Source organism: Bacillus sp. FSL L8-0528, from assembly GCF_038593085.1.
Taxonomy (GTDB): domain Bacteria; phylum Bacillota; class Bacilli; order Bacillales; family Bacillaceae; genus Bacillus; species Bacillus paralicheniformis.
On the sequence record NZ_CP151961.1, the window covers coordinates 727,449 to 750,601 of the forward strand.

Genomic DNA, 23,153 nt, shown 5'->3' on the forward strand with positions numbered 1-23,153 from the left:
AAGGACGAAACCAATGGAAAAAGAAGCAGCTAAACGCCGTGTGGAACAACTGCATGCATTGATTAACAAATACAACTACGAATATCACACCCTTGACGACCCAAGCGTGCCTGATTCCGAATATGACAAGCTGATGAAGGAGCTCATTGCTCTTGAAGAAGAGCACCCCGACCTGAAAACGCCGGACTCTCCTTCTCAGCGCGTCGGCGGAGCCGTTTTGGACGCCTTTCAAAAAGTGCAGCATAAAACGCCGATGCTGAGCCTCGGCAACGCGTTTAATGAAGAAGATCTGCGCGACTTTGACCGCCGCGTCCGCCAGGCGGTCGGAGATGTTGAGTACAACGTCGAATTTAAAATAGACGGTCTTGCTGTTTCACTGCGCTATGAAAACGGCGTATTTGTCAGAGGTGCGACGAGAGGCGACGGAACAACGGGCGAGGATATTACGGAAAATTTGAAGACCATCAGAAACATTCCCCTCAGAATGAAGCGCGACCTTTCAATTGAAGTGCGCGGCGAGGCATTTATGCCGAAGCGCTCTTTTGAATTGCTGAACAAAGCGCGGCTCGAACGGGATGAAGAGCCGTTCGCCAACCCGCGGAACGCCGCTGCCGGCTCATTAAGGCAGCTTGATCCGAAAATCGCCGCGAAACGAAATCTCGACATCTTCGTCTACAGTATAGCGGAGCTTGACGAAATGGGCGTTGAAACGCAAAGCCAGGGACTCGATTTCCTCGACGAACTCGGCTTTAAAACCAATCATGAAAGAAAAAAATGCAGCACGATCGAAGAAGTCATTGAGATCGTCGAAGAGCTCAAGACAAAACGCGCCGACCTCCCGTATGAAATCGACGGGATCGTCATTAAAGTCAACTCCCTTGATCAGCAGGAAGAGCTCGGCTTTACGGCAAAAAGCCCGCGCTGGGCGATCGCCTACAAGTTTCCTGCCGAAGAGGTGGTCACAACGCTTTTGGACATTGAATTAAGCGTCGGCCGGACGGGCGCAGTAACCCCGACTGCGATTCTCGAACCTGTAAAAGTGGCGGGAACGACCGTCCAAAGAGCCTCTCTCCACAACGAAGATTTGATTAAAGAGAAGGATATCAGACTGCTGGACAAAGTCGTCATTAAAAAAGCGGGAGATATCATTCCTGAGGTCGTCAACGTCCTCGTCGAACAACGGACGGGCGAAGAAAAAGAATTCAACATGCCAAAGGAATGCCCGGAATGCGGAAGCGAGCTTGTCAGAATTGAAGGAGAAGTCGCGCTTCGCTGCATCAATCCGGAGTGCCCGGCTCAGATCAGGGAAGGCCTGATCCATTTCGTTTCCCGGAACGCGATGAATATAGACGGTCTTGGCGAGCGCGTCATCACCCAGCTGTTCCGTGAAGACCTCGTCCACAATGTCGCCGATCTGTATAAGCTGACGCGCGAGCAGCTGATCAATCTCGAGCGGATGGGGGAAAAATCGACCGACAATTTATTGAAGTCGATTGAAAAATCGAAGAAGAATTCATTGGAACGGCTTCTTTTCGGACTCGGCATCCGCTTCATCGGCGCCAAAGCGGCCAAGACACTGGCGCTGCATTTTGAAACGCTCGACAGGCTCAAAAAAGCGACAAAAGAAGAATTGGTCGAAGTCGATGAAATCGGCGAGAAAATGGCGGACGCCCTCGTCACTTATTTTGAAAAAGAAGAGATTCTGAAGCTGTTGGACGAGCTCGAAGAACTCGGGGTGAACACAGTTTATAAAGGCCCGAAAAAAGCGGCCGCTGAAGCGAGCGACTCGTATTTTGCGGGGAAAACGATCGTCCTGACCGGGAAGCTCAACGAATTGTCGCGGAACGACGCGAAAGCGGAAATCGAAGCGCTCGGCGGAAAAATCACAGGCAGTGTAAGCAAAAAAACCGATCTCGTCATTGCCGGCGAAGCGGCAGGCAGCAAACTGGCGAAAGCTGAAGAGCTGAACATCGAAGTATGGGATGAAGCAAGACTGATCAGTGAGCTAAAGAAATAAGAGGAGTGTTTTCTATTGAAAAAGATATTATGTTTGGCGGCTGCTGCGGGTATGCTCATGCTCTCAGCCTGTGCGCCGAATTTTGGGGGAGAAGAAGAGCAGGAGATGGTGCAGAAAACGGATAAGTCGAAAGAAAAAGCCATCATTCCGAAATATAACATCTCCGATTCTTATTATAAAATGGTTCTTCCTTTCAAGGCGGGGAAGGCCCGAGGCTTGACGACCGAACGTCTGAATACGCGGCTGGATATCGATGAATTTGAGACAGGCATGATGCGCCTTGCGCAAGATTCATTTTCTACTGACGATTACCTTTTTCAAGAAGGACAATACTTGGATGAGGATACAGTTACGAGCTGGCTCGCCCGCAAAAAAACGGGGGAAGACCTGAAAAAAGCCGAGAAAGACGATAAAAACTTCAAAAACCTCGGACTGAACCCCGCCCTTTCCGGAAGCGGATCAACAGAGAAGCAAAACGAAGAAAGCCCGGTATACCTCGCCCATATGCTTGAGCACGACTACCTCGTCCGCAAAGACAAGGATACGATTGAGCTCGGCGGCGTCGTGATCGGCCTTGCGCTGAACTCTGTCTACTACTACCGCGAAAATGTCGGCGACCCGCAAAAAGAAGTGACCATCAGCGACAAAAAGCTGAGGCAGGAAGGCGAAAAAATCGCCGAGGAAGTGGCGAAACGGATCAGAAACATGGATGATTTGAAAAACATTCCGCTGACCATCATGCTCTACAAGCAGGCGCCTAAGTCATCGATCGTCCCTGGAAACTTTATCGCCAAAACCGAGGTGAAAGCAGGGACAAGCGAGCTCGGCGGCTGGGATAAAATCAATGAAGAGTACACGTTCTTCCCTTCAACAGAAGGTTCGGAGAAACATCCGGATGACGCGGAGCTCTTCAAACGCTTTAAAAACAAAGTCGACACGTATTTTCCAAACTACACAGGGGTTGTCGGCACGGCTCTCTATAAAGACGACCAAATGCAGGACATGAAAATCAACATCCCGATGCAGTTTTACGGCAAAAGCGAAGTCATCGCCTTTACCCAGTTCTTGACCGGTGAAGTGATGGATTACTACGGCAAAAGCGGACTGAACGTTGAGATCAACATTACTTCGTCAGCCGGGCAGGAAGCCGTTATCCTGAAAAAGCCGGGAGACAAGGAACCGACCGTCCATATTTATGATTCATAAAAAGAAGCAGCCAAAGGGCTGCTTCTTTTTTTAAAGCGTGTCGCATTTTACGCCGACGACGCCGTCGATCGCTTTGATATCGTAATAGACATCGGTGACATACCGTTTCTTATGAACCATGATTTTCGTTTCCATGATCGGAAATTCATTATCGCGCATATCATCGATCCGGACGGAATGAATCCGGATTTTTTTCGCTTTCATTTCTTTGATGATATCCGTCAGTTTATCCTTGTCATTCAGGGACATGCGGACGCGGATTTCTTTTTCCTGCAAGCGGTTCGGACCGATTTTGCCGACGATCCACGGCAAAAACTCGACGCTGATTAAAATGAAAATGAGACTGACAAATGCTTCTTTATAAAAGCCCGCTCCGATGGCGACGCCGAGGCCGGCTGCTCCCCAGATCATCGCTGAAGTGGTCAGGCCGGAAATGACGTCGTTGCTTTTGCGTAAAATCACGCCCGCTCCGATGAAGCCGATCCCTGATATGATTTGTGCGGGAAGCCGCAAAGGGTCCATCATGATTCTGTTCGACCTTGGAAAATGGTATGCCGCATCAATGCTGATCATTGTCAGAACACAGGAACTGATCGCAATCACAATGCACGTTTTTAAGCCGAGCGGCTTGTTTTTCAGCTCCCTTTCGAGACCGATGACCATTCCGATTAATGTTGCGATGCCTAGCTTCAACAGCGTTTCTGTTTCAATATGCCAATCCATGCCCATGATCTCCTTTCCGACAATATCTTATATGATTGATATGATTTTCTCACAGACGCTATGGATCGACAACTGTTTTTGAAGGGTGTGTCCAGGAACCATTCATCTGCAAGAAGCCCTATACTCTTACCATTATATTGCCGGCGTGGCATCAAAAGAATTCAGTCTGAGCAAAAAAGCCGCCGGATGTCACCCGGCGGCTTTCATTGCCTGATCATTTAAGAATGTTCTTCCTCATGCGTCTGTTCCATTTCTTCAAACATATCTCTTGCTTCTTTTGCCGGCTTGTTCGTGATCATGCTGACAGCGTAAACGACAATCAAGCTCAGGAAGAAACCAGGGATCATTTCATAGATTCCCGTCTTCTCCTGCAGACCGGTCAGAATGCAAATCAGCACGGTCACGGCTCCTGTGATCATACCGGCCAATGCGCCCCACTGGTTCATCCGCTTCCAGTACAAGCTGAGAAGGATGGCGGGTCCGAATGCGGAACCAAACCCGGCCCACGCATAGCCGACCAAATCAAGGATCGTGTTGTTCGGTGTCAGAGACAGAAGGATCGCGATGACGGCGACAAGCAGAACGCTCAGACGTCCGACAAGAACGAGCTCTTTATCCGAAGCATCGCGGCGGAAAAAAGTCCGGTAAAAGTCTTCCGTCATGGCGCTTGATGTGACAAGCAGCTGGGAAGACACCGTACTCATAATCGCCGCGAGCAAAGCGGAAAGCAAAAATCCGGTAATCAGCGGATGGAATAATACCTTTGAGAACACGATAAAAATCGTTTCCGGATCTTTAAGCGCTGTACCCGTCTCATGGACATACGCCACACCGATCAGTCCGACAAGCAGTGCGCCGATTACGGAGATGATCATCCAGCCCATTGCGATGCGGCGCGCAGGCTTCAGCTCTTTTACGGATGAAATCGCCATAAAGCGGACGATAATATGCGGCTGACCGAAATAGCCCAGTCCCCAGGCGAGAAATGAAATAATGCTAATGACGGTCGTTCCTTTGAAGAAATCGAGCAAGCTTGGATTGATTTCTTCGATCACATTGAAAGTCGGCGTAATTCCGCCTAATTGAGTAAAGGCAACGATCGGCACGAGCACTAAAGCGATAAACATAATCAAACCTTGCACAAAGTCAGTGAGACTGACGGCCAAAAACCCTCCGAACAGCGTATAAGCAATCACGACTGCTGCCGTTAAGAAAAGACCGATTTTATAATCGAGGCCGAACGCCGTTTCAAACAGTCTTCCTCCGGACACCATACCCGCCGACGTGTACAGTGTGAAAAACACCATGATGACGATGGCTGATGCAAGGCGCAAGATTCTCGTCGTATCATTAAACCGATTTTCGAAAAAATCCGGAATTGTAATCGCATCGTTTGCTACTTCTGTATATGTGCGCAGCCGGGGAGCGACAACCAAGTAGTTCACATAAGCTCCGATTGTTAAACCGACGGCAAGCCAGGCGCTCGAAAGTCCTGTCACATACATGGCTCCGGGCAGTCCCATCAGCATCCAGCCGCTCATGTCCGACGCGCCGGCCGATAAAGCCGTAACAGCAGGCCCAAGACCTCTGCCGCCGAGCATGTAGTCGTTCAAATTGGATGTCTTTCTGTAGGAATACCAGCCGATTAAGAGCATCGCGGCAAAATAAATCCCTAACGAAATAAATATTTCAACACTCACGTTTCATATCTCTCCTCTTTAAAAATAATGTGGCATCACCTCTTTAAAATTTTCGACAATACTGACTTGCGGTACGAAGAAAATTGCAGGGCCCCCTCTTTAAAAAATCAAGTATTGGAATTAAGGCGCTGCCGATTAGATCGTACTTAGTTACCTAACCTATCAAACTATTCCCCATCAATCAACCGTGAAAAACATCCGATTTTATTGAAAAAGGGCGTGATGGTTCTGATAAGCGTCGTAATGAAAACGCTTACAAATATTATAAAAAGTAAAAATATTCTGAATATTAGTACGTGCTATTTTACTGAATTTTTCATGTGCGATAAAATAAAAGCCGCCAATGGGGCGAAGATCGCGGTTTTGTTGATTTAGAAGGCTAAAATTTGATATGATCAGTATTATGACTAAGCGAGAATAACCTTGGAGGTGTTTTTAGTATGTCGCGTATTTCTATAGAAGAAGTAAAGCATGTCGCCCATCTTGCCAGACTGGCGATTACGGACGAGGAAGCGGCGATGTTTACCGAACAGCTTGACAGCATTATTTCATTTGCAGAAGAGCTGAACGAAGTCGATACAGAGAATGTTAAACCAACAACGCACGTATTGCAAATGAAGAATATCATGAGGGAAGATGTCCCTGATAAAGGACTTCCGGTTGAAGACGTCGTCAAAAACGCGCCTGATCATAAAGACGGCTACATCCGCGTGCCGTCAATCTTGGACTGAATAAAGGAGGGAGCGAGAGAACATGTCACTGTTTGACCATAAAATATCTGAATTAAAACGTCTCATACATAATAAAGAGATCAGCATATCAGATTTAGTCGATGAATCTTACAAACGGATTCACGAAGTTGACGGAAAGGTACAAGCCTTTTTGCAGCTTGATGAAGAAAAAGCCCGCGCATACGCTAAAGAATTGGACGAAGCGCTTGATACCCGTGATGAGCACGGCCTTCTTTTCGGGATGCCGATCGGCATTAAGGACAATATCGTAACAAAGGATCTGCGGACAACGTGCGCAAGCAAAATTCTCGAAAACTTTGATCCGATCTATGATGCAACCGTTGTTGAGCGTCTTCACGAAGCTGAAGCGGTCACCATCGGAAAGCTGAACATGGATGAATTCGCGATGGGCTCTTCCACGGAGAACTCAGGCTTTAAAAAGACAAAAAACCCGTGGAACCTCGAAACTGTTCCGGGCGGATCAAGCGGAGGCTCAGCGGCTGCGGTTGCGGCCGGGGAAGTGCCGTTTTCACTTGGATCTGACACGGGCGGATCGATTCGCCAGCCGGCATCTTTCTGCGGCGTCGTCGGCTTAAAGCCTACATACGGACGCGTTTCCAGATACGGCCTTGTCGCATTTGCTTCTTCATTGGATCAAATCGGCCCGATCACAAGATCTGTCGAAGACAACGCTTACCTTCTGCAGGCGATTTCAGGCGTCGACAAAATGGATTCGACGAGCGCCAATGTGGACGTTCCCGACTATTTGTCAGCGTTAACCGGCGACATTAAAGGACTTAAAATTGCCGTGCCGAAAGAATACCTCGGCGAAGGAGTGGGAGAAGAAGCGAGAAATTCCGTCCTTGAAGCGCTGAAAGTGCTTGAAAGCCTTGGCGCGACATGGGAAGAGGTATCGCTTCCGCACAGCAAATACGCGCTGGCGACTTACTACCTGCTTTCTTCATCTGAAGCGTCGGCAAACCTGGCGCGCTTCGATGGCATCCGCTACGGCTACCGCACGGACAATGCCGACAACCTGATCGACCTGTACAAACAGACGCGTTCCGAAGGATTCGGAAACGAAGTGAAGCGCCGCATCATGCTCGGTACGTTCGCGCTCAGCTCAGGCTATTACGACGCATACTATAAAAAAGCGCAAAAAGTCAGAACGCTGATCAAAAAGGACTTTGAAGACGTATTTGCAAACTATGACGTCATCATCGGACCGACAACGCCGACGCCGGCATTTAAAATCGGCGAAAAAACGAGCGATCCGCTGACCATGTACGCCAATGACATTCTGACGATTCCTGTCAACCTTGCGGGCGTACCGGGAATCAGCGTACCGTGCGGATTGGCGAACGGCTTGCCGCTCGGCCTGCAAATCATCGGCAAACACTTTGACGAAAGCACAGTATACCGCGTCGCTCATGCATTCGAACAGGCGACAGACCACCATAAAGCAAAACCTGAACTGTAAGGGGTGAAAAAACATGAACTTTGAAACGGTAATCGGACTTGAAGTCCACGTGGAGCTCAAAACAAAATCGAAAATTTTCTCCAGTTCTCCAACGCCATTCGGCGCGGCGGCCAACACGCAGACAAGCGTTATCGATTTAGGCTATCCGGGTGTACTGCCTGTGTTGAACAAAGAAGCCGTCAATTTCGCGATGAAAGCCGCGATGGCGCTCAACTGTGAAATTGCGACAGAAACGAAATTCGACCGGAAAAACTATTTCTACCCCGACAACCCGAAAGCTTATCAAATTTCACAATTTGATAAACCGATCGGCGAAAACGGCTGGATCGAAATCGAAGTCGGCGGAAAAACGAAGCGCATCGGCATCACCCGCCTTCATTTGGAAGAGGATGCGGGAAAACTGACGCATACAGGCGACGGCTACTCCCTTGTCGACTATAACCGCCAGGGAACACCGCTCGTTGAAATCGTCTCCGAGCCCGATATCAGAACGCCTGAAGAAGCTTACGCCTACCTTGAAAAACTGAAATCGATCATTCAGTATACAGGCGTTTCCGACTGTAAGATGGAAGAGGGCTCGCTCCGCTGCGACGCCAACATCTCGCTCCGTCCGATCGGACAAGAGGAGTTCGGCACAAAGACAGAGCTGAAAAACCTGAACTCATTCGCCTTTGTTCAAAAAGGCCTTGAGCACGAAGAAAAACGCCAGGCGCAAGTTCTTTTGTCAGGCGGTGTCATTCAGCAGGAGACGCGCCGCTATGATGAAGCATCCAAAACGACGATTTTGATGAGGGTCAAAGAGGGATCTGACGACTACCGCTACTTCCCTGAGCCTGATCTTGTCGAGCTTTACATTGACGATGAGTGGAAACAGCGCGTGAAAGACAGCATTCCTGAGCTTCCGGACGAGCGCCGCAAGCGCTACATCGAAGAGCTTGGCCTTCCTGCCTATGACGCGAAAGTGCTCACTTTGACAAAAGAAATGTCCGACTTCTTCGAAGCGGCCGTCGAAAAAGGCGCAGACGCGAAGCTGGCGTCGAACTGGCTGATGGGTGAAGTGTCGGCTTACTTGAACGCCCAGCAAAAAGAGCTTGCGGATGTCGCGCTAACGCCTGAAGGCCTTGCCGGATTGGTCAAGCTGATCGAAAAAGGCACGATTTCATCGAAAATCGCGAAAAAGGTCTTCAAAGAATTGATCGAAAAAGGCGGAGACGCAGAAAAAATCGTCAAAGAAAAAGGCCTTGTGCAAATCTCTGACGAAGCGACGCTCAGAAAGCTTGTCACAGAAGCGCTCGACAACAATCCGCAATCGATCGAAGACTTCAAAAACGGAAAAGACCGTGCGATCGGCTTCCTTGTCGGCCAAATCATGAAAGCCTCAAAAGGACAAGCGAACCCGCCGATGGTCAACAAGCTTCTTCTTGAAGAGATTAATAAACGATAAAAACAGATTTATGCTACTTAAATGGAGGTCCTCATATTGGGGACCTTTTTTATTTGTGCAAAGATACAAATGAATAATAAATAAAATTAAATTTTATTTGAATTTTATTTATAAATATATTATCATTAATTTGAATTTTGTTTTTAAATTTGTTGATAAGAGGGGCTGTCTATGGAAAGAAAAGATGTACCCGAGTGGATATTAGCTTTAGAAGAAGAGGACGTAGAATTTATTAAAAACTTTATGCTGAAATCTGGTTCGTTAAAAGAAATTGCAAAGAGTTATCAAGTATCTTATCCAACAGTCAGGGTTAGATTGGATCGATTAATACAAAAAATTCAACTCATTGATGAGTTGGAAAATGAGACTTTTGTTAACTTTATTAAACAGTTAGCTATTGATGATCAGATAAGTCTGGAAAATGCAAAGTTAATCATTGAGAAATATAAAAAAGAACGGGGCGTTCATAAATGAATACTATATATATACTACTGATCGGATTTACAATACTAGGAATTCAATATTTTTTATCTACCAGGAATCGTACTTTTTGGGGAGCTATACTGCCAACAGCTTATATCATTTTTCTCGTTGCATTATCCATTCATGAAGGAAAATCTTTCGCATCATTCTATCTTCCTCTTATTGGCGGACTAGCTTTATTGCTAGGGGAATGGATTAAAGGCAGAGAAGCTTTGAAAAAAAAGCAGGAAAGAGAAATGAGAGTAATGAAAGCCATGGATATTAAATAACAGGATCAGCCTCAAAAGGACAGAACAAGCTGCTTAAAAAACCTTGGAGAATAACTCTCCAAGGTTTTTTCATTATTCCACGACAGGCGTCAAAGAACCGCCGTCCCATATGTCTCCCTTATTCAGCGTCCATGGATGAAGATAGAGGGTGTCCGCTCCCTTATTCACAGCAGGGCTCCACTCATCGTTCCACGCTAGGAAGTACGTCGTTTTCGGGTATTTTTCTTTGATTGCATGGATAAACCGCGCGTAATCCAGGCCGCCGTTTGTCGTTTGCGGTCCGACCTCTGTAAAGGCAAACGGCTTGTTCAGCGATGTGAGCTGATCGTAGCCATCAATGGCGTACGGGTCATCAAAATAAGCGTCAAGCCCGACAATGTCCACATATGATGCCCCCGGATAAAAGTCTGTTTTAAAGTCTCTGTTGGCGTCAGGCGCATACACCCACAACAGATGATCCAAGCCTCTTGTCTTTGTCATATAGTCATAGATTTTCATATAGAGCTGTTTGTACAAGGAGATTCTCGCGCTGTCTTTTTGATTATATTGCGTCAGCCCCCACCAGAACCATTCGCCGTTCATTTCGTGAAGGGGTCTGAATAGAACGGGCACACCTTCATTTTCAAGCTCCTGGAGGCCATCTGCGATTTTGCTCAGCATCGCCTCAAGCCGTTTTCCTTCGGGCGTGGAAGAATCTAAAATTCTCTCATACTGGCTGTTTGAAATCTGAGTTTTATAATGACCCGAAGTAAACGCGGGGTTTGCGAGGTGCAGACTGATTTGCGGAATGCCTCCGCTTTTCCAGTATGCGATCAAATCACGGTTGCAGCTGTAGTTAATCGTATCGGCGATCTCTTCCGGCTCCAGCCATCCTCTTGCATAATCGCAGCCGTATATGGCTGGCAGCTGTCCTGTTGCCTGATTGATCCGGTCGGCTTCAGCCGTTGAAAATGTGTCGAGGCTGTATCCTCCGAATGCCCCGGACATTACTCGGTTTTCTGTCCGATTGGGCAGGTGGGCAAGCCAGTTCATCACCGCTTTCGTCGTCGGTTGGGCATTCGGGTTCACCGGAGAAACGGTGTGTGCGTAGCTCGGCTGCGAAACGGCAAAAGCAAGGAGCAGCGCGAAGATAAAGCAAACGATGTTTTTTTTCACTAAGGTAAAACCCCCTAAAAATCTAGATTGTCTTAAGCGATCTTATTATACATGCTGCTTCCAAAATATTCATGGTCAGATCGTCGTATTGTAAGGAAATAAAAAAACAGCCATAAGGCTGTTTTATGAATGAAGGAAACGGGTGACCATTCCATATAGATGCTGAACATTGTCCTGATGCTCCAAGTTTGTCAGCATGCCCTGGAGCACGGGTGTGCGGGGCGAATCTTTTCTCAGCTCTTCCTCGATCACATCCAGTGTAATGAGAATGTCTTCCGGCAGGGCCGGCTGACGTTTGGCATCTTCAAGCTCCCGCAAAATCGTATGTTTATCGGCCGTATTGCCGGCGTTCCGGTAATAGCTGTACGTGCGGCCGGCCAGGATCGGCCGCTCCCCGTTTTGAACCATGCCATCAATCATGTCATCGATTCTTCTCATAATAAAATCCGCAAGTTCGTAAAAATCGATGTCCAGTTCATTAAAGATAAACAAATTTTGATAAGACTGCACGATGCCTTGAACGATCACGGACAAGTCTGACAGATAAGGCTTCACAATGTCACCGTAGGCGGCTGACAGCGCGTTTTGATACGTCTCGTGGAATTTTTGGCTGACATTTTTAAAATATTCTTCAATCTTGCTGTTTTCCGGGATGCTGTGTTCGCTGATCATCACGAGAATAAAGTCGCGGTGCTCCTTGCTCTCACTGAATTGATAAGCAATCTGTTCCTTGAATGTTTCCTTCGGAGGAAAATTCTTTTGCTGAATGATCTTCATATTTTCCATGGTTCGATCGATATAATACTTAATGATCGCAAGCAAAAGCGCTTCTTTCGACTTGAAATGCAGGTAGAAAGCTCCTTTTGAAATGTTGCATTCATTGGCGATGTCCTGAATCGTTGTGGAAGCAAACCCGTTTTTCGCGAACAGGTGCAGGCCTGCTTTAATGATTTTTTCTTCTTTTTCTGTCATGAATGTACCCCTTTAACACTTCTTTAAAATTGAATAAATTTTAACATATATAAGTTGACGCTGTTTACTTTTGAAGTTTATTATTGTATAGAATGACCAGTCAGTCAATCTGTATTCTGAAAATGATATACACAATGGAGGTCGTAATGAATTCTATCATTAATTTTGTACTAAAGAACAAGTTCGCTGTGTGGCTGATGACGATTATTGTTACGGTTGCCGGCATTTATGCGGGTTTAAATATGAAGCAGGAATCGATTCCTGATGTGAACATGCCTTATTTGACCATCAGCACGACATACCCCGGAGCCACTCCGAGCCAGGTAGCTGATGAAGTCACAAAGCCTGTTGAACAAGCCGTGCAAAACCTGGACGGCGTCAGCGTTGTGACATCCACATCGTATGAAAATGCATCATCGGTGATGATTGAATACGATTATGAAAAGGATATGGACAAAGCGAAGACGGAAGCCGCTGAAGCATTGGCGAATCTCGTTCTGCCGGACAATGCGAAAGAGCCGAGCATTTCGCGCTACAGCATGAATTCTTTCCCGATCCTCGCGCTCAGCGTGTCCAGTGATAAAGATGATCTTCAAAACTTGACGAAAAAAGTGGAAGACAGCCTCCTGACGAAGCTTGAAGGCCTTGAAGGCGTAGCCTCCGTTCAGCTTTCCGGACAGCAGGTTGAAGAAGTCGAATTTTCATTTAAAAAAGACAAGTTGAAGCAATACGGGCTTGACGAGGATACAGTCAAGCAAGTGATTCAAGGTTCTGATGTGACGACTCCGCTTGGGTTGTACACATTCGGCAAAGAAGAAAAATCGGTCGTCGTCAGCGGCGATATCGAAACAATTAAAGACTTGAAAAATATGAGAATTCCAGCGGCGTCTGCCGGAGGCGCAAGCGCGCAAGCCGGAGCGCAAAGTGCGCAAGCGGCCCAGGGAGCGCAGGCTCAAGCCGGAGCACAGAGCGCCGGACAAGCTCAGCAAAGCGCGGGAATCCCGACGGTTAAGCTATCTGACATCGCAACGATTAAAGATGTCAAAAAAGCCGAATCCATTTCACGCACCAATGGTAAAGACAGCATCGGCATCAGCGTCATTAAAGCAAACGACGCCAATACCGTCGAGGTAGCCGACAATGTAAAAGCTGAACTCGAACAATTCAAAAAAGACCACAAAGGCTTCAAATACAGCTCGACATACGATCAAGCCGAACCGATCACCGAGTCGGTCGAGACGATGCTGAGCAAAGCGATTTTCGGAGCGATCTTTGCGGTTGTGATCATTCTCTTATTCCTTAGGGATATTAAATCAACATTAATCTCGGTCATTTCGATTCCATTGTCATTGTTAATCGCACTGCTCGTCCTAAACCAGCTTGATATCACGCTGAATATCATGACGCTCGGCGCCATGACGGTCGCCATCGGACGGGTTGTCGACGACTCGATCGTCGTCATCGAAAACATTTACCGCCGCATGAGGCTGAAAGATGAGCCGCTGCGCGGAAAAGCGCTCGTGCGCGAAGCGACAAAGGAAATGTTCATGCCGATCATGTCATCAACGATCGTGACGATCGCGGTATTCCTGCCGCTCGCACTCGTCGGCGGTCAAATCGGCGAATTGTTCCTGCCGTTTGCCTTAACAATTGTATTCGCGCTTGCCGCATCCCTGCTGATCGCAATCACGCTTGTCCCGATGCTTGCGCACACCCTCTTTAAAAAGTCGTTGACAGGTGCGCCGGTGAAGGCGAAAGAACACAAGCCTGGGGTACTGGCCAACTTCTACAAAAAAGTGTTGAATTGGTCGCTCAGCCATAAATGGATCACTTCGATCATCGCGGTTCTGATGCTGGTCGGAAGCTTGTTCCTCGTGCCGTTAATCGGAGCGAGCTACTTGCCTGCTACAAAAGATAAAATGGTGCAGATCACGTATACCCCTGAACCGGGAGAAACGAAAAAAGAAGCGGAAAAGGAAGCGCAAAAAGCTGAAAAAGTCCTATTGGACCGCAAACACGTCGATACGGTTCAATATACGTTAGGAGCGGGAAATCCGCTGATGGGCGGAAGCTCAAACGGCGCGTTGTTCTATATCAAATATGAGGAAGACACGCCTGACTTTGATAAAGAAAAGGACAACGTCCTAAAAGACATTCAGAAGCAATCCAAACGCGGAGAATGGAAAACCCAGGATTTCAGCTCGTCAGGCAATAACAATGAGTTAACGTATTATGTGTACGGAGATTCAGAAAAAGAGATTAAAGGCACTGTAAAAGAGATCGAAAAGATTATGAAAGACCAAAAAGACCTGAAGAACGTAAGCTCAGGCCTGTCCAGCACATATGACGAATTTACTTTTGTCGCTGACCAGGAGAAATTGAGCAAACTCGGGTTAACGGCATCACAGATTTCTCAGGCGCTCATGAAAGAAACATCGCAGGCGCCGCTTACAACCGTGAAAAAAGACGGAAAAGATCTTGATGTCACGATTAAAACAGAAGAAGAAACTTATAAGAGTGTCAAAGATTTAGAAAACAAGAAAATCACAACTCCGACCGGCCAGGAAGTAAAAATCGGCGATGTCGCGAAAGTGAAAGAAGGCACGACATCTGACACGATTTCAAAACGCGACGGCAAAATCTATGCCGATGTCACGGCGGAAGTCACATCTGACAACGTCACGGCCGTATCAGTCGACGTACAGAAAAACATCGACAAGATCGAACTGCCTGACAACGTCACAATCGATACCGGCGGCGTATCCGCTGATATCGAAGATTCCTTTACAAAACTCGGACTCGCAATGCTTGCGGCGGTTGCGATCGTCTACCTCGTGCTTGTGATTACATTCGGCGGAGCACTGGCGCCATTTGCGATCCTGTTCTCGCTGCCGTTTACGATTATCGGCGCCTTGGTCGGACTATACGTATCAGGAGAAACGATCAGCCTGAACGCAATGATCGGAATGCTGATGCTGATCGGAATCGTCGTCACAAACGCGATTGTCTTAATCGACCGCGTCATCCATAAGGAAGCGGAAGGGCTCTCAACGAGAGAAGCGCTCCTTGAAGCCGGCTCTACAAGGCTCCGTCCGATCCTGATGACGGCCATCGCCACAATCGGCGCCCTGATTCCATTGGCGCTCGGATTTGAAGGCGGCAGCCAGGTCATTTCAAAAGGACTCGGCGTCACTGTTATCGGCGGTTTGATCAGTTCAACGCTCCTTACCCTTCTGATCGTACCGATCGTATACGAAGTACTGGCGAAATTCCGCCGGAAAAAACCGGGTATGGAAGAAGAGTAAGTCGATAAAACATAAACCCCTTGGAATGGTCCTTCCCAAGGGGTTTTTTCTTTGATGAGACGATCGGCGGTGTTTAACAAAAATATCCTGTGTTATGCTTTGTCAAAGGTAACGTGATGAGGAGGCAGTGAATGGAATCGAAAGGAAACAGCGAACCAAGCCCCAAAATTGTAAAGTGGCTCACCTGGATCATACCGATCGTGTTGATCGGAGTCATATTTCTCTTAAAAAATATGAGAAACCCTGTGACTGATGTTTTATTTTATATTGTATGCGCAGGTGTTATCATCTTAGTGATTTTCAGCATCATAAAAGAGACAAAAAGCAGATGAAGGCTTATTTTGTACTTGTCGATGAAGGTTGAATGATCTTCATCGACAAGCTTTTTTAATGCTGCTGATTTCGTTCTCCAGCCCCGCAAAAAAGCGGTTAATCATGCGGATTGATCACAGCCAGCAGCTGATGATCTTCCCATTTTCCGTTGATCTTGACGTTTTTCCGGGCGATACCTTCTTTGTGAAAACCCGCCTTCTCCAGCACCCGGATCGAGGCAAGATTACGGGGCATGACGCCGGCTTCGATGCGATGGAGCTTGAGATCGTGAAAGGCGAACTCGACCATCAGCTTGACGGCTTCTGTCGTGTAGCCTTTGCCGTTGTGCTTCTGATCCAAAAAATAGCCGATGAAGGCGCTTTGCAGGGAACCGCGCAGCACCTGGAAAAGGTTAATCGTTCCGATCAGCGCATCGTTTGCAGAATCAAAGATGCCAAAATAGTAATCTTCATCGTTCTGCATATTTTCATATAATCTTTGAAGCCTCTTCTTTTGTCCTTCGATTGTATAAAACGCTTCGTTCCGCTCCATTGAAAACTGTTCAAAAAACGGGCGGTTTGCGTTCTGCAATTCAAGGCATGCCTCGGCGTCTTCAGCCGTGAGCGGCCTGATGTAAATGTTTGTCCCTTTTTTGATCATGGAAAGTCTCCTTTTATCAAGATGGAATGCGGTCGGCTTTTTTCATCAACTCTTCAAAATACGCAAAAAACTGCTCCCTGTCGACTTGATCGACGACTTTGACCATTCTGCCGCGAGGATGCTCTTCTGTCGTTCCTTGGCGCGGGCTTTCCGTATGGACAACAGCCTTGACGGTGCGCGAGCGTGTCATATCGACGGCGCCGAGCGTCAGCGTCGTCAGCACATCCCAAAGGTAGTATGTCGAATTTGTCTCGTTATGGATAAGCGGCGGACACATCGCATAGCACTGGCCGATAAAATCGATCCCGACATGCTTTCTGAGGCTCGCCCAATGGGAGCGGATATCGTTTGTCAATGGCACCTGGTTCGTGCTTTCAAGCGCGACCATTTCGATCTGAATATCGCGTTCAAACACCGTCTTGACGCTGTAAGGGTCCCAAAAGGCGTTCCATTCCGCCGTCCCGTCGTGCTCAGGCTCTTCCACATTCCCTTTCTCAAGGAAGGTGCCGCCCATCCAGACAAGCTTTGCAATGTGCTTGATGATCGCCGGTTCTTCCTCAAGCGCCCTTGCCAAGTCTGTCAGCGGGCCAGTGAACAGCAGTGTCACCGGTTCCGGGCTCTGTTTGACGCATTCAATCAGATGAAGGTGGGCGGGCAGGTCTGACACAGGGGTCCGGACTTCGCCTTTTTCATTTAAAAGCGGCAGAGCGTCGACATAAAAAGCGTGCATGCGCCACTCCTTCGGGAACGGATGCACCCCTCTTGAATCGGATGCCGCCATCTCGACCTGGTACGAACCGAAGCGGTCAATGATTTTTCGACTGGCACTGAGAGCCGGCTCCAAATAGCAATCCGCCGGTATGACGGATGTTCCGATCAATTTGATGTCTTCCATCTGCAACAGCAGAAACAAAGAGACGAGATCATCGACGCCTCCGTCATGGTTAAAATAAACGGGCTTTTTCACAGCAACATCTCCTTTTTTCTTAATATTGATTATTTTACATCAATTAGATCCCGAAGTCTTTTTTACCATGAATTAGGGTATTTTATCTAAAATTAAACAAATAATAAAACCCATTTTGTTGCGATTTTTTCAACAACTAGTATAATTAAAGGTTGTTGGTAAAGAAATGATACGGATACTCTAATAGGATGATGAAAACATGAAACGTGCACGAATCATATACAATCCGACTTCCGGACGCGAAATCTTCAAAAAAAACCTTGCCCAAGTTCTGCAGAAATTCGAGCAGGCAGGCTATGAAACGTCATGCCATGCGACAACAGGGGAAGGGGATGCCGTACAGGCCGCCAGACACGCCGCTGAGCGGGAATTTGACTTAATTGTTGCGGCCGGAGGAGACGGCACATTAAATGAAATCATCAACGGACTGGCGCCGTTGGAACACCGCCCCAAGCTCGGAGTCATTCCGGTCGGAACGACGAATGACTTTGCGAGAGCGCTCGGCATTCCGCGCGAGGATATTTTAAAGGCGGCTGACACAATAATAGAGGGAGAAGCCCGTCCGATTGACATCGGCCGCGTCAACGGCCAATATTTCATTAATATTGCCGGCGGCGGACGCCTCACCGAACTGACATATGACGTACCAAGCAAATTGAAGACGATGCTCGGCCACCTTGCCTATTATTTAAAAGGAATGGAAATGCTCCTTCCTTCGCTGAGGCCGACCGAGGTTGAAATCGAATACGACGGCAAGCTGTTTGAAGGAGAAGTGATGCTGTTTCTCGTCATGCTGACGAACTCCGTCGGCGGCTTTGAGAAGCTCGCCCCCGACTCAAGCTTGAATGACGGCATGTTTGACCTCGTCATTTTAAAACGGGCAAACCTCGCCGAATTCATCAGACTTGTCGGACTTGCCCTCCGCGGCGAACATATCAATGACGAGCATATCATCTACACGAAAGCGAACCGTGTCAAAGTGACGGTCAAAGACAAAATGCTCCTGAACCTTGACGGCGAATACGGCGGCGAACTGCCGGGCGAATTCGAAAACCTCTACCGCCATATCGATGTCGTCATGTCAAAAGAAAAAGCGAGAAAATTGGATGATTGAACTTGGTCTAAAGAGCTGGCCAAGTTTTTCTTATAGCAGGTGAAAAAGATGAAACAAAAAGCCCCCGTTCAAAAAAATGAATATTACAATGTCGTATTTGAAGATTTAACACACGAAGGAGCCGGCGTCGCCAAAGTCGACGGCTTCCCGATTTTCGTGCCGAACGCGCTGCCTGACGAAAAGGCGCAGATCAAAGTGACCCGGGTCAAAAAAGGCTTCGCCTTCGGCCGCCTCATCGATTTGAAAGAAGAAAGCCGCTTTCGTACGGACGCGCCGTGCCCGATCTACAAGCAGTGCGGCGGCTGCCAGCTGCAGCACATCAATTACGAAGGCCAGCTTCTTTATAAGCAGAAGCAAGTCAAAGGCGTGCTCGAGCGAATCGGCAAGCTCGATTTAAGCCGGATCACTGTCCACCAGACCCTCGGCATGGAAAACCCGTGGAACTACCGAAACAAAGCGCAGGTCCCTGTCGGCGAAAGAGAAGGCGGTCTGATCGCAGGCTTCTACCAGCAGCGCAGCCATGAAATCATCGATATGAACGAATGCCTGATCCAGCAGTCGGAAAACGACCGCGTCGTTCAAGCGATTAAAGAGATTTGCGGCAAATACGGCATTAAAGCGTACAACGAAGAACACCACAAAGGCTGGCTCAGACACATCATGGTCAGATACGGCGCCGTCACAGGCGAAATGATGGTCGTCTTCATCACAAGGACAAACGACTTCCCGCACAAAGCGAAAATCGTCGAGGAGATCACAGCGGCATTCCCGCACGTCAAATCGATCGTCCAAAACATCAACCCGAAAAAAACAAACGTCATCTTCGGCGACGAAACGCACGTCATCTGGGGAGAAGAATACATTTACGACACCATCGGCGGCATCAAATTCGCTATCTCAGCCAGATCCTTTTACCAAGTCAACCCCGAGCAAACGAAAGTGCTTTACGACAAAGCGCTTGAATACGCGGAATTGAATGGCGAAGAAACCGTCATCGACGCCTACTGCGGCATCGGCACGATCTCGCTATTTCTGGCGAAGCAGGCGAAAAAAGTATACGGCGTCGAAATTGTGCCGGAAGCGATTGACGACGCGAAACGGAATGCTGAGTTGAACGGCATTGAGAACGCTGAGTTTGAAGTTGGCGAAGCTGAGGTCGTGATTCCGAAGTGGTATGAGGAAGGCATTAAGGCTGATACGCTTGTGGTTGACCCGCCGCGCAAAGGCTGTGACGAGGCGTTGCTGCGGACGATTATTGAAATGAAGCCGAAGCGTGTAGTGTATGTGTCATGCAACCCGGGAACCCTGGCGCGCGATTTGCGGGTGCTGGAGGATGGCGGGTATGCGACGCTTGAAGTGCAGCCTGTTGATATGTTTCCGCATACGAGCCATGTGGAGTGTTGTGCGTTGATAAAATTAATTAAATAATTAGCAGAAGAGTCCGGGAATCGATAAAAAATTCTCGGACTTCCGTTTGTTTTTATTTCAATTCTTTCTATGTAAGTAAGCGGTGTAAAATATCAGGTGTTAGTTCTTAGAAATTAACGTATTCGTCAAGCTGTTGTTTTAGTTCAAGTAATGCTAATTGATCTTATTTAGTTTCAAGAGCTGTTTTCATTAAAAAAACGCTCAACTTTCATATGAATATCCTCCAAATTCATAAAGAGGTCTAGACCTAATTTTGAATAATTTCCTGTAATCTCAGTTGATTTTTAGTAGTAATTATAAAAACAATCTGAAAATCCGACTATATTTTACTTGGTTGTGAAGAGTATTCACATTAAACGGTGTGACGATACCAACTTTATAGTTCACAAAAGTAAATCCTCCAATTTTCTCTATTATTCTTAAAAATCCCTTATATAGATAAAAATTTTTCTGGGGTACTAGGTTTTTATAGTGCCTTTGGCTAATGGCCTTTTGTGCCCCCCCAAGAAAATAACAGGTGGTAGCCGGTGACCAGCAGTTGCGTGAGGAAAACCAGAGTACCTCAGCGAGGCGGACTGAAATTGTTATAGATAGCTAAAATAACTTTATAGTGGGGAGAAATCTCAGTTAAAAAACGCTACAAGGAAATTGGCACAATTGGTCTGTTCTTCTAATATACATATAGAAGTACTCTAATTCTGTTGGTATAATAGTATTATGAAATTTAAGTTTTTTGTAATTTGTATGGTGAATCCAACGATTTTACAAATGAGAGAAGGAGATAGATGTTGTATAGCACATCAGACAAGTCTTTAGTACATTGTAGTGTACCTCAGCAGATATTTTATCGAGCCGAAGAGTGTATGGGTGATGAAATTGTTGGGTCCCTGTTGTGCAAGGAAAACATATTGCTCTGTACACCGAGAAAGTACATATTTCCACATCTAGTATTGAGAGCGCTTAATATGGATGAAACAATGGGGTTTCAGAAAAGAGAGAATCCATCTAAAAGGGCGGAAATCTTGGTGGTAACCAATCGCTTAGAGATGCTGGCCTTCTTGGAGACTTGCCGTGTGAATGCGGAGAGGCTCTTTCAAATATGCAGTAATATTCATCAATATATTGGGTATTGCAATATGGGGGATACCTACTTTGCTCGAGTGTATTGGAGGCATATTCTTTACCATTACTACGAAGGCAAGTTACCCCAAGATGTTCCCTTGCACTACATATATCCTGTTGCATCAGGCTACCGCAAGTTTAATGCGCTTTCAAGGGGGAACAGAAATATATTGGGGAGGAAGGATAGTCAAAATCCCACAATTTATGTTACGGAGAATTTGGACATGCTCAATGAGCAGGAACATAGTTTTGATTATATTTTTGTGGATTGTTCTTACATTAAAAAGGGCTTATCGAACTTACCTAAGAGCACTTTGTTGTTCTTTGACAACCTTTTAGATGACCGCATCCCATATCTACAGAAAAGTGCTGTTAAGAATTATATAGTTGATGGGGATTGTATCCAGAATATTGATGAAAACGAAATACAGCAACCTATGATTAATATAGAAGAATTGCTACATAAAGTGAGCATTCATTCGCTGGATGTAGAGTATGTTAAAAGTAGTTTTGAGCAGGAAATTGAGCGACTAATCCACCTATTGGATAAATTAAGAAAGGGGAAATTTTCAAGATATGATACGAATGTTGCGGCAAAGCTGGTGTATATTTTAATCCGACTTCCTATCGGTGCTGGACTTTACGATTTAATTGCATCAATGCAGCCATATTGGGACACTGTTCTCGGATTACTCCAAGAATTAAAGGATAGCGAAAGTCGTTATGAAAATGATTCTTTTGAGGAAATGGTGTCATTATTTGAGGATATTTTGTACAAACATTCTCTTGACCGTTCTAACCCTAAGGGGGATGAATTGAAGGCATTCATTCTAAACGAAGTAAAGCAAGGCAAGAGTGTTTGTGTGGTCTCCAATAGTCGAAAGAACCAACTTGCTCTAAAAGAGTTCATCTCGTTGGCAATGGGAATGACAATAGAGGAATTGGCTGAATACGATTTGCAATTCTTTGTGTCTAAAGATATTTGGGCCCAAGATATTACTGTACATTGTGATTCTCTTGTCATGTACTCTGCAATAAATTTTAGAGATTTACAGTCATTGTTGAAAATTTCTTATAAGAGAGCCAAATTATATTTGTACAGTTCAGAAATTAACTTAATTACTCAAAAATTGAAAACGATATTGGAAGCGAAAAATTATGCATTAAGGCATTTTGTTCAGAACTCAACTCAACAGGATAGCACTAACTTTTATAGGTATCTCTATAATCGATTCAACAAGTTTGCTCGTCAGAAAGTCATTGGTTTAAATAGTGCTGCTGCTGATTTGTTAGAGAAGAGTACAACAGTGTCCCCTGCTGTTTACCGTGGGGAGAAGGATTATAAAGGTACAGATGCTGTTAAAGCAACTTTGGTTCATTTTACAGATGGAAGTGTATCCTTCTTTACAAAGAACAGTGCAGTTTATGTGCTAGATAACAAGAATAAACGAGTTACACATAAACATTTTCACGAAATAGGATTAAAAGACACTATTCTTTTTGTCGATAACGATGCTAGGAAAGATTTGTATAGGATATTCATTCAATCTGTTGACGCGAAGGACACTAGTAAACAAGCATATCTGTCTATTAAAAAGTGGAGAGAATTATATGAAGAAAAGTTTATGGAAAAACGGATGGACGATGATAGGCTTTTCCGATTGATGCGAACTGCAGGTTGGAATAAAACCACAAAATCCGTTCTGCGAAACTGGAGGACGGGATATAGCTATGGCCCTCGGGACAGGGAGGACATTATGGTATTGGGTGAGGTACTTGGAATAAATACTTTTGTGGAAGATGTCCAAACCTACTATAATGCAATGTCGAAAATTAGGGTGGAGCGACGCAAAGCTTCTAGAATTTTAAATAAATTGATTTATTCCTCAAAACAAGTTCTTGGTAATGAGGACTCAGCTATATTGGCCAGATACAATCTTACTTTAGAGCAGTTAAATGAATCGTTAGTTACCAAAAGCATTAAGGAAATTGTTTCAGACAGGATGTATTACATAAAACCTGCGGAAGTTGGCCTTTTATACAATGTAGATGCCAAGGAGTGACA

The 23,153-nt window shown here is 46.2% G+C and carries 18 protein-coding genes; 12 read left to right on the forward strand and 6 right to left on the reverse strand.

The features are described from left to right. Positions 1-13 precede the first annotated feature (13 nt). Together ligA and MHI30_RS03670 are read left to right on the forward strand one after the other, a co-directional pair. Entirely contained in the window at positions 14-2,017 is a 2,004-nt protein-coding gene (gene ligA / locus MHI30_RS03665; RefSeq protein WP_154495837.1) for an NAD-dependent DNA ligase LigA, read from the forward strand. Between the two features lie 15 nt (positions 2,018-2,032). Continuing rightward, on the forward strand, positions 2,033-3,223 hold the full coding sequence (locus tag MHI30_RS03670) for a CamS family sex pheromone protein (protein WP_075755318.1): 1,191 nt from the start codon (positions 2,033-2,035) through the stop codon (positions 3,221-3,223). Between the two features lie 30 nt (positions 3,224-3,253). Here MHI30_RS03670 and MHI30_RS03675 read toward each other — a convergent pair whose 3' ends face one another. Both MHI30_RS03675 and putP read right to left on the reverse strand, forming a co-directional pair. Then, a complete protein-coding gene (locus MHI30_RS03675; RefSeq protein WP_142238649.1) occupies positions 3,254-3,952 on the reverse strand; it encodes an MgtC/SapB family protein in 699 nt (232 codons plus the stop codon). A 212-nt stretch (positions 3,953-4,164) separates the two neighbouring features. After that, entirely contained in the window at positions 4,165-5,646 is a 1,482-nt protein-coding gene (putP, locus tag MHI30_RS03680; protein WP_075755322.1) for a sodium/proline symporter PutP, read from the reverse strand. A gap of 440 nt (positions 5,647-6,086) precedes the next feature. Between putP and gatC the strand changes: the two genes are divergently transcribed. From gatC to MHI30_RS03705, 5 genes are all read left to right on the forward strand, one after another. Then, a complete protein-coding gene (gene gatC, locus MHI30_RS03685; RefSeq protein WP_003179590.1) occupies positions 6,087-6,377 on the forward strand; it encodes an Asp-tRNA(Asn)/Glu-tRNA(Gln) amidotransferase subunit GatC in 291 nt (96 codons plus the stop codon). Positions 6,378-6,399: 22 nt separating this feature from the next. Beyond that, a complete protein-coding gene (gene gatA, locus MHI30_RS03690) occupies positions 6,400-7,857 on the forward strand; it encodes an Asp-tRNA(Asn)/Glu-tRNA(Gln) amidotransferase subunit GatA (RefSeq protein ID WP_023855604.1) in 1,458 nt (485 codons plus the stop codon). A gap of 13 nt (positions 7,858-7,870) precedes the next feature. Continuing rightward, the gene (gatB, locus tag MHI30_RS03695; RefSeq protein ID WP_145653761.1) at positions 7,871-9,301 is read left to right on the forward strand and encodes an Asp-tRNA(Asn)/Glu-tRNA(Gln) amidotransferase subunit GatB; all 1,431 of its coding nucleotides are present in this window, start codon (positions 7,871-7,873) and stop codon (positions 9,299-9,301) included. A 171-nt stretch (positions 9,302-9,472) separates the two neighbouring features. Further along, positions 9,473-9,775 (forward strand): DUF2089 family protein, encoded by a 303-nt coding sequence (locus MHI30_RS03700; protein ID WP_003179601.1) that lies wholly within the window; start codon positions 9,473-9,475, stop codon positions 9,773-9,775. Next, a complete protein-coding gene (locus MHI30_RS03705) occupies positions 9,772-10,053 on the forward strand; it encodes a hypothetical protein (RefSeq protein ID WP_075755326.1) in 282 nt (93 codons plus the stop codon). The genes MHI30_RS03700 and MHI30_RS03705 overlap by 4 nt, the downstream gene beginning before the upstream one ends. A 72-nt stretch (positions 10,054-10,125) precedes the next feature. Here the strand turns inward: MHI30_RS03705 and MHI30_RS03710 are convergent, their stop codons facing one another. Then, positions 10,126-11,208: a glycoside hydrolase family 26 protein gene (locus MHI30_RS03710; RefSeq protein ID WP_075755328.1), complete on the reverse strand. Its 1,083-nt coding sequence runs from the start codon at positions 11,206-11,208 to the stop codon at positions 10,126-10,128. 123 nt (positions 11,209-11,331) lie between these two features. Then, positions 11,332-12,180, reverse strand: a complete 849-nt coding sequence (locus MHI30_RS03715) for a TetR/AcrR family transcriptional regulator (protein ID WP_075755330.1) — start codon at positions 12,178-12,180, stop codon at positions 11,332-11,334. Positions 12,181-12,326: 146 nt separating this feature from the next. Here MHI30_RS03715 and MHI30_RS03720 point away from each other — a divergent pair, with 146 nt between their 5' ends. Both MHI30_RS03720 and MHI30_RS03725 read left to right on the forward strand, forming a co-directional pair. Beyond that, on the forward strand, positions 12,327-15,485 hold the full coding sequence (locus MHI30_RS03720; RefSeq protein WP_075755332.1) for an efflux RND transporter permease subunit: 3,159 nt from the start codon (positions 12,327-12,329) through the stop codon (positions 15,483-15,485). Positions 15,486-15,616: 131 nt separating this feature from the next. Then, positions 15,617-15,817: a hypothetical protein gene (locus MHI30_RS03725; RefSeq protein ID WP_075755334.1), complete on the forward strand. Its 201-nt coding sequence runs from the start codon at positions 15,617-15,619 to the stop codon at positions 15,815-15,817. Between the two features lie 97 nt (positions 15,818-15,914). Here the strand turns inward: MHI30_RS03725 and MHI30_RS03730 are convergent, their stop codons facing one another. Together MHI30_RS03730 and MHI30_RS03735 are read right to left on the reverse strand one after the other, a co-directional pair. After that, positions 15,915-16,457, reverse strand: a complete 543-nt coding sequence (locus MHI30_RS03730) for a GNAT family protein (RefSeq protein WP_075755336.1) — start codon at positions 16,455-16,457, stop codon at positions 15,915-15,917. Between the two features lie 16 nt (positions 16,458-16,473). Then, positions 16,474-17,424: a nucleoside hydrolase gene (locus tag MHI30_RS03735; protein ID WP_075755338.1), complete on the reverse strand. Its 951-nt coding sequence runs from the start codon at positions 17,422-17,424 to the stop codon at positions 16,474-16,476. Positions 17,425-17,623: 199 nt separating this feature from the next. On the opposite strand from MHI30_RS03735, the gene MHI30_RS03740 reads away from it, so the two are divergent. The 3 genes from MHI30_RS03740 (at position 17,624) to drmE (ending at position 23,151) form a co-directional block, all read left to right on the forward strand. Continuing rightward, complete coding sequence (locus tag MHI30_RS03740; protein ID WP_075755340.1) at positions 17,624-18,538, forward strand: diacylglycerol kinase; 915 nt, start codon at positions 17,624-17,626, stop codon at positions 18,536-18,538. Positions 18,539-18,586: 48 nt separating this feature from the next. Beyond that, on the forward strand, positions 18,587-19,966 hold the full coding sequence (gene rlmD / locus MHI30_RS03745) for a 23S rRNA (uracil(1939)-C(5))-methyltransferase RlmD (RefSeq protein ID WP_075755342.1): 1,380 nt from the start codon (positions 18,587-18,589) through the stop codon (positions 19,964-19,966). 785 nt (positions 19,967-20,751) lie between these two features. Continuing rightward, the gene (gene drmE, locus MHI30_RS03750) at positions 20,752-23,151 is read left to right on the forward strand and encodes a DISARM system-associated protein DrmE (RefSeq protein ID WP_256700788.1); all 2,400 of its coding nucleotides are present in this window, start codon (positions 20,752-20,754) and stop codon (positions 23,149-23,151) included. Positions 23,152-23,153: the final 2 nt, after the last annotated feature.

What these genes read in the sequence shown, in the direction of transcription:
- drmE (WP_256700788.1), top strand. Translation starts at nt 20,752, where the DNA reads ATGTTGTATAGCACATCAGACAAGTCTTTAGTACATTGTAGTGTACCT.
- MHI30_RS03720 (WP_075755332.1), top strand. Translation starts at nt 12,327, where the DNA reads ATGAATTCTATCATTAATTTTGTACTAAAGAACAAGTTCGCTGTGTGG.
- gatA (WP_023855604.1), top strand. Translation starts at nt 6,400, where the DNA reads ATGTCACTGTTTGACCATAAAATATCTGAATTAAAACGTCTCATACAT.
- ligA (WP_154495837.1), top strand. Translation starts at nt 14, where the DNA reads ATGGAAAAAGAAGCAGCTAAACGCCGTGTGGAACAACTGCATGCATTG.
- MHI30_RS03675 (WP_142238649.1), bottom strand. Translation starts at nt 3,952, where the DNA reads ATGGGCATGGATTGGCATATTGAAACAGAAACGCTGTTGAAGCTAGGC.
- rlmD (WP_075755342.1), top strand. Translation starts at nt 18,587, where the DNA reads ATGAAACAAAAAGCCCCCGTTCAAAAAAATGAATATTACAATGTCGTA.
- MHI30_RS03700 (WP_003179601.1), top strand. Translation starts at nt 9,473, where the DNA reads ATGGAAAGAAAAGATGTACCCGAGTGGATATTAGCTTTAGAAGAAGAG.
- MHI30_RS03715 (WP_075755330.1), bottom strand. Translation starts at nt 12,180, where the DNA reads ATGACAGAAAAAGAAGAAAAAATCATTAAAGCAGGCCTGCACCTGTTC.
- gatC (WP_003179590.1), top strand. Translation starts at nt 6,087, where the DNA reads ATGTCGCGTATTTCTATAGAAGAAGTAAAGCATGTCGCCCATCTTGCC.
- MHI30_RS03730 (WP_075755336.1), bottom strand. Translation starts at nt 16,457, where the DNA reads ATGATCAAAAAAGGGACAAACATTTACATCAGGCCGCTCACGGCTGAA.
- MHI30_RS03740 (WP_075755340.1), top strand. Translation starts at nt 17,624, where the DNA reads ATGAAACGTGCACGAATCATATACAATCCGACTTCCGGACGCGAAATC.
- gatB (WP_145653761.1), top strand. Translation starts at nt 7,871, where the DNA reads ATGAACTTTGAAACGGTAATCGGACTTGAAGTCCACGTGGAGCTCAAA.
- MHI30_RS03725 (WP_075755334.1), top strand. Translation starts at nt 15,617, where the DNA reads ATGGAATCGAAAGGAAACAGCGAACCAAGCCCCAAAATTGTAAAGTGG.
- MHI30_RS03705 (WP_075755326.1), top strand. Translation starts at nt 9,772, where the DNA reads ATGAATACTATATATATACTACTGATCGGATTTACAATACTAGGAATT.